This window comes from Ideonella sp. B508-1 (assembly GCF_000333615.1).
Classification (GTDB): Bacteria; Pseudomonadota; Gammaproteobacteria; order Burkholderiales; family Burkholderiaceae_C; genus Ideonella.
The window spans coordinates 1-6792 of the sequence record NZ_BADL01000496.1 but is presented as its reverse complement, the minus strand read 5'-3'; the positions used below and the strand labels follow the sequence as shown (position 1 = coordinate 6792).

The following is a 6792-nucleotide window of genomic DNA, read 5'->3' as shown; positions in this document are numbered from 1 at the left end:
AGATCCACGTTGATCAGCACCCGCTGCTCGCCGCGCTTCTCGAAATCGTGCACGCCGATGTTGATGCGCACCTCGTAGTTGCGCAGGAAGAGCCGGCGGCAGTCGCGCAGGCTGGGGTGGGACAGGGCGGAGTGCATGGTCATTCTTTCGGGGAAGGGGCCGCGGGGCCCGTGGGCGCCTGGCGGGCCAGGAACAGCACGTCGCGGCCCTGGGCCGCCAGGTGCTGGCCGCCATCCACCACCAGCGTGGTGCCGGTGATGGCGGGGGATTCGATCAGGAAGCGCACCGCGCGGGCGATGTCTTCCGGGGTGGAGGAACGCTCCAGCGGCGTCATGCGGTGGGCCTGGGCGTATTCCTCGGCCGACATGGGCCCCGACAGCAGGGTGACGCCCGGCGCCACAGCCGCCACCCGCACCCGCGGCGCCAGGGCCTGGGCCAGCAGCACGGTGGCCTCGCGCAGCGCGGCCTTGCTCAGCGTGTAGGAAAAATAGTCCGGGTTGGGGTTCCAGAGCTTCTGGTCCAGCAGGTTCACCACGCAGCCCTGGCCGCCGCGTGCGGCCACGTGGGTCGCCAGCGCCTGGGCCAGCCAGACGGGCGCGGCGGTGTTGGCCTGCCAGTGGCGCGCCAGATGGGCGCCGTCGCAGGTCAGGGCGCTGTCGTATTCGAACAGCGAGGCGTTGTTGACCACCGCGTCCAGCCGGCCGAAGTGGTCCAGCACCTGGGGCAGCAGGGCGCGGCAGGCGGCCTCGTCGGCCAGATCGGCCACCACCACGGCGGCCCGGGCGCCCAGCGCCCGCAGCTCGGTGGCGGTGGCCTCGGCCTCGTCACGCGAATGGCGGCAGTGCACCGCCACGTCATGGCCGTGGGCGGCCAGCTCCAGCGCGATCTGGCGGCCGATGCGCCGCGCCGCGCCGGTCACCAGGGTGACCGGGCGGTGAGAAGAGGGGAACTGCGGCGGGGTGGACGGGGATGACGACATGCCAAACCTACAATCTCGCGATGCCAACAAGCGAACCCGACAGTGTATCGGCGGCCCTGACCGCGCGTCTGCGTGCGGTCATCGAGGCCGAAGGGGGCTGGCTGCCCTTCGACCGCTACATGGCCGAGGCCCTGTACGCCCCGGGCCTGGGCTATTACGCCAACGCCAGCCGCAAGTTCGGCTGGATGCCCGAGAGCGGCAGCGATTTCGTCACCGCGCCCGAATTGTCGCCGCTGTTCGGCCGCGCGCTGGCGCTGCAGGTGGCGCAGGCCCTGCAGGCCAGCGGCACGCGTGACATTTTCGAGTTCGGTGCCGGCTCCGGCGCGCTGGCCGAGCAGGTCCTGAACGCCCTGGCCGCCGCCGGTGTGGCGCTGGACCACTACAGCATCATGGACCTCTCGGGCACGCTGCGCGAGCGCCAGGGGCAGCGCCTGGCCCGCTTCGGTGACACGGTGCGCTGGCTGGACGCCTGGCCCGCCGAGATGCGCGGCGTGGTGCTGGGCAACGAGGTGCTGGACGCCATGCCGGTGCAGCTGCTGGTGCGCAGCGACGATGGCACGCAGTGGCTGGAACGCGGCGTGGTCTGGCACGAGGGCCGGCTGGTCTTTGCCGACAGGCCCACCAACTTGGCCATCCCCTTCGACGGCCCGGTGCCGCCCGGCGCGGTCACCGAGATCCACCCCCAGGCCGAGGCCTTCGTGCGCAGCCTGGCCGGCCACCTGAAGGCCGGTGCGGCCTTCTTCATCGACTATGGCTTCCCGGAGGCCGAGTACTACCACCCGCAGCGCCACCAGGGCACGCTGATGTGCCATGCCGCCCACCGGGCCGACCCGGATCCGCTGGAGCGCCCGGGCGAGAAGGACATCACCGCCCATGTGAACTTCACCGGCATCGCGCTGGCGGCGCAGGAGGCCGGGCTGCAGGTGCTGGGCTACACCAGCCAGGCGCGCTTTCTCTTCAACTGCGGCCTGCTGGACCTGATGGCCGCGGCCGACGTGAAGACCAAGACCATGGCGCTCAAGCTGGTGGACGAGCACGAGATGGGCGAGCTGTTCAAGGTGATCGCCCTGGGGGCGCCGGGGCTGGACCTGGACCCCATCGGCTTCACCGAGGGTGACCGCACCCACCGACTCTGAAGGAAGAACCCGATGCGCTGGATGCTGGTCTTCCTGATCGCCCTGCTGATCTTCAACCGCGCCGGCGAATGGCTGCAGAAGATCGGCCTGGGCCGTCTGCCGGGCGACATCCGCCTGCGCCTGTTCGGCCGCGAGCTCTTCCTGCCCCTGGCCAGCAGCGTGGTGCTGGGGCTGATCGCCAGCGTGATCGGGCTGCTGATCTGAGACCGGCGGCCTGAAGGCGGGGCGGGCGTTCTGCACGCCCGCCCCGGGCCACCGTCAGTGGACGGCGCCGGCCTTCAGTTCCTGCACCAGCCGGTCGGCGTGGTAGACCTTGTCCAGGGTCTCCAGGATGGCGCCGGCATGCACGCTGACCGCACGGTTGTCGGCTTCGTCATACCAGTAGGCGCCACCCAGCGAGCCCAGGTTGCCGTCGAAGATCAGGCCCACCAGCTCGCCGCGGCGGTTGATCAACGGGCTGCCCGAGTTGCCGCCGATGATGTCGTTGGTGCTGACCATGTTGAAGCGCTGCGCCGGGTTCAGGGCCTTCTGGGCGCTCAGCCAGCTTTGGGGCAGGGCGAACGGGTCTTCACCGGTGGCGCGGGCGAAGGTGCCGCCGATCTCGGTGAAGGGGGCCACGGGCTGGCCGTTTTTCTTGAAGCCGCGGATCTCGCCGAAGCTCAGGCGCAGCGAGAAGGTGGCGTCCGGGTAGACCGAGGTGCCGGTGCGGGCAAAGCGCACGCGGGCGATCTGCTCGGCCGCGCGGGTCTCCACCGCCTTGACCTCGTTCTCATGGCGGGCCCGCAGAGCACGGGCCTCACCGTCGGTGGCCAGGGCCAGGCGGATGAAGGGGTCCTGGGAAGCGGCGATGGCCGCCGCGCCGCCGTCCCACAGGGCCTGGCGCACCTTCGGGTCCCCCAGCGTCGTGCCGTCCACCAGCTCCGAGGCCAGCGTCTGCGGCGACTTGCGTCCCAGCACCTGGCGCACCAGGGGATCGTCCGCGCCCAGCCACTGGCGCATCTGGGCCAGCGACCAGGCCAGCTTCACCTTTTCGAAGGCGGGATCGACCGGCCGGGGCGCGAGCAGATGGCGCTGGGTGGCCAGCAGGGCGGCGTCGGCGAACTCCGGCAGGCGCTCGCCGCTGGGCTTGCTGCGTTCGGCTGCCGCGCGCACCAGCGTGCGGGCCCAGCCGTAGTAGTCCGTCCAGTAGCCCTCGGCGCCTTCGGTGTAGGCCAGGTGGGGGTGGATCTCGCGGTAGACCCGGGTGGCGCGGGCGATGTCGTCCCAGGCGCCCAGCGTGTCCTTCAGTTCCGGCCGACTGGCGGCGAACTGGCGCAGCGCGGCTTCCTCGCTGCGCTTGCGGGCCATCACATCGGCATCACGCAGGGTTTCCAACTGGCCGTACTGCACCTTGAAGCCGTTCTCGATCCAGCGCAGGGTCTTCTGGGCCAGGCGGTTTTGCTCGGTGCCTTCGCTGCCGTACTGGTTCAGCAGGCCGCGCTGTTCGGCCTCACGCAGCAGGCGACCGGGCAGGTCCACGTCGCGCAGGGTTTCCAGCTGGGCCACGGTCAGCAGACGCTGGGTGCTGCCGGGGTTGCCGGCCGTGATCACCAGTTCGCCGGCCTCCGGGCCGTGCGGGTTGAACGGGAAGAACTCGGGCGTGGCGGCGGGGTGGCCGTTCTCGTACACGCGCAGCAGGCCCATGTCCAGGTCGTAGCGCGGGAAGTCGAAGTTGTCCGGGTCGCCGCCGAAGGCGCCGATGGCCACTTCCGGCGCGAAGGCCAGTCGCACGTCCTGGTAGCGGTGGTAGCGGTAGAGATGGCGGGCCCCGCCCTGGTAGAGCGTCACCACGTCACAGCGCACGGTGGCGTCCTGGCCGTTGACACAGGCCGACTCCAGGCGGGCGCGGGTGGCGTTGGCGGCCTCCGTGTAGGCCTGACCGGTCTTGCCCGCCGTGGCCTGGGCGAAGGCGGCGCTCACGTCGGTGATCTGCTCCAGCCGGTTGAGCTCCATGCCGGGGCACTGGCGCTCCTCCTGCGGGTGCTGGGCGAGAAAGCCCTGTCGGCGCAGGTCCTGGCCCGGGCGGGAGAGGTCACCCAAGCAGCTGTCCACGCAGTGGTGGTTGGTCAGCACCAGGCCACCGGCCGAGACGAAGGAGGTGGAGCAGCCGCCGGCCATGCGGGCGGCCGAGTGCATCACCTTGTTCACCCAGGCGTCGTCGGGTGTGAAGCCGTACTTCTGGGCCAGGGTGGTCTTGGGCAGGTTGTCCAGGGTCCACATGCCTTCCATGGCGGAGGCGGTCAGGGAGGTGAAGGCGCACAACAGGGTGACGCCCAGCAGCGGGGTGACGCTGGGGCGGTGCCGGGACACGGGCATCGGAAAGGATCCTTTGTGAGGCGAAAAACAAGGACCCCGCGGCAGGTGGTGTCGACGGGGGCCAGCGTCGGCGCCCGGCGGATCGATCGCCGGACCCGATCGAGTGTCGCTCAGATCGCCATCGCCACCGCGTTGGCGCGGGCCATGTGGATGGCGTCGCCGATCTGCGGGCCCTTGGCGCCGCGGGCCTGGGCTTCGGCGGCCACGCGGGGGGTGTCCACGTCCAGCCCGGCCTGCAGGGCCTGGCGCAGCAAGGGCGCGCTGGGGTAGTCGGCGTGTTCCAGGCCCAGGCGGCCGCGGGCATCGGCCTCGCAGGCCAGCAGGGCCAGCTCGAAGCGCTCGGGTCGGCGGAAGGCGTCGCAGCGTTCAAGCAGGCGCAGCACCGCGGCGGCGCCGAAGGTGGCGGCCTGGTGGATGTGGGTGTGTTCGCGTGCCACCACCAGGGCCAGTTCGCTGCAGTCGCTGGGCGGCTTCAGGCGGGCGCACAGCGCGCGGGTGAGCTGTTCGCTGCGGGCCTCGTGGGCGATGTGGCGCGGCCATTCCTCGGGCGGGGTCGTGCCCTTGCCCAGGTCGTGGCACAGCGCGGCAAAGCGGGTGGCCAGCGGGGCCTGCAGGCGGGCGGCCTGGTCCAGCACCAGCAGCAGGTGGGCGCCGGTGTCCACCTCGGGGTGAAACTCGGCGCGCTGCGGCACGCCCCAGAGCCGGTCCACCTCAGGCAGCAGCCGGGCCAGGGCACCGCAGTCACGCAGCACCTCCAGCATGCGGCTGGGCCGGGCTTCCATCAGGCCGGTGGCCAGTTCCTGCCAGACCCGCTCGGGCACCAGGGCGTCCACCTCGCCGGCCTCGACCATCTGGCGCATCAGGGCCAGGGTCTCGGGCGCGACGGAGAAATCGGGGAAGCGGGCGGCGAAGCGGGCCAGGCGCAGGATGCGCACCGGGTCCTCGGCAAAGGCGTCACTGACGTGGCGCAGCACCTTGGCGGCCAGGTCGCGCTGGCCGCCGCAGGGGTCGATCAGCGTGCCGTCCTCGGCGCGGGCGATGGCGTTGATGGTGAGGTCGCGGCGCTGCAGGTCCTGCTCCAGCGTCACTTCCGGTGCGGCGTGGAAGACGAAGCCGTGGTAACCCGGCGCGGTCTTGCGCTCGGTGCGGGCCAGGGCGTATTCCTCGTGCGTCTGCGGGTGCAGGAAGACCGGGAAGTCCTTGCCCACCGGGGTGTAGCCGGCGGCCAGCATGTCTTCGGGCGTGGCGCCCACCACCACCCAGTCGCGGTCGTTCACCGGCCGCTGGAGCAGGGCGTCGCGCACCGCGCCGCCGACGACATAGGCTTTCATGGGAGATCCTTGTCCGATCAGCGTTCAGCGGTGGCGCGCACGCCAGGTGTCGAGCCGGGCACAGCGTTGCCCGGGCTGCAGATAGCCCGGCACCACGGCCAGCAGCGGGCTGGGGGCGATGCCCAGGTCCGCCAGGCCGGGGTGCTGGCCGGTGGCCACATTGGGCACGGTCATCGAGGCCAGATTGTCCCGGCTCATCAGCGTCTCGCCCGGGGCGAATTCCATGGCCAGGGCCTGCAGCATGGCCAGCGGGCCGGGCAGGGGCAGGATGGGCCGGGGGTGGCCGCTGACCTCGCCGGCCAGCCGCACCAGTTCGGCCAGGGTCTTCACCTCGGGGCCGGCGCATTCGTAGACCTGGCCGATGGTGTCCGGCCGTTCCAGGCAGGCGGCGATGGCCGCGGCCACGTCGTCCACCCACACCGGCTGAAAGCGGGCGTCCGCCCCGGCCAGGGGCAGGACAGGGAACAGGGCCTGCAGCTGGGCGAAGAGGTTGAGGAAGCGGTCGTTGGCGCCGAAGATGACCGAGGGTCGCAGCAGCGTCAGCTCCAGTCCGGCCTCGCGCAGCGCGGCTTCGCCACGGCCCTTGCTGCGCAGGTAGCGCGAGGGGCCGGCCGGGTCGGCGCCCAGGGCGCTGACATGGATGAGGCGGCGCACGCCCTGGCGCCGGCAGGCGGCGGCCAGGCGGCGCGGCAGGGCCACATGCACCTGTTCGAAAGCGGCTTCGCTGCCATGCAGGATGGCCACCAGGTTGACCACCGCGTCGCAGCCGGCCAGCAGGCGGTCGAGCTGGGCGTCGTCATGCACGTCGGCCTGCAGCACGTCCACCAGCGGCAGGGGCTGCACCCCCTGGGCGTTGGCCAGCCGGCGGGTGGGCACGCGCAGGCGCGGCCCGGCCTCCCAGCGGTCCACCAGGGTTTCGCACAGGGCGCGGCCGACAAAGCCGCTGCCGCCAAGAATGAGCACCGATCGCAAGGTCATGACAGGCCAGAAG

6 protein-coding genes and 1 pseudogene are annotated in these 6792 nt (G+C 71.6%); 2 read left to right on the top strand and 5 right to left on the bottom strand.

The window, feature by feature from the left end; all coding sequences use genetic code 11:
- Both I73_RS29235 and I73_RS19475 read right to left on the bottom strand, forming a co-directional pair.
- Positions 1-137: pseudogene (locus tag I73_RS29235) on the bottom strand (dihydroneopterin aldolase); the annotation flags it as partial.
- A 2-nt stretch (positions 138-139) separates the two neighbouring features.
- Positions 140-979, bottom strand: a complete 840-nt coding sequence (locus I73_RS19475; protein ID WP_022982151.1) for an SDR family oxidoreductase — start codon at positions 977-979, stop codon at positions 140-142.
- 20 nt (positions 980-999) lie between these two features.
- On the opposite strand from I73_RS19475, the gene I73_RS19470 reads away from it, so the two are divergent.
- Positions 1000-2115 (top strand): class I SAM-dependent methyltransferase, encoded by a 1116-nt coding sequence (locus I73_RS19470; RefSeq protein WP_022982150.1) that lies wholly within the window; start codon positions 1000-1002, stop codon positions 2113-2115.
- A gap of 12 nt (positions 2116-2127) precedes the next feature.
- On the top strand, positions 2128-2319 hold the full coding sequence (locus tag I73_RS19465; RefSeq protein WP_022982149.1) for a DUF2905 domain-containing protein: 192 nt from the start codon (positions 2128-2130) through the stop codon (positions 2317-2319).
- A 54-nt stretch (positions 2320-2373) separates the two neighbouring features.
- Here the strand turns inward: I73_RS19465 and I73_RS19460 are convergent, their stop codons facing one another.
- The 3 genes from I73_RS19460 to I73_RS19450 form a co-directional block, all read right to left on the bottom strand.
- Complete coding sequence (locus tag I73_RS19460) at positions 2374-4470, bottom strand: S46 family peptidase (RefSeq protein ID WP_022982148.1); 2097 nt, start codon at positions 4468-4470, stop codon at positions 2374-2376.
- 110 nt (positions 4471-4580) lie between these two features.
- Complete coding sequence (locus tag I73_RS19455) at positions 4581-5801, bottom strand: multifunctional CCA addition/repair protein (RefSeq protein WP_022982147.1); 1221 nt, start codon at positions 5799-5801, stop codon at positions 4581-4583.
- Between the two features lie 24 nt (positions 5802-5825).
- Positions 5826-6792: NAD-dependent epimerase/dehydratase family protein (locus I73_RS19450; protein WP_022982146.1), on the bottom strand; the 967-nt coding region annotated here is incomplete at its 5' end.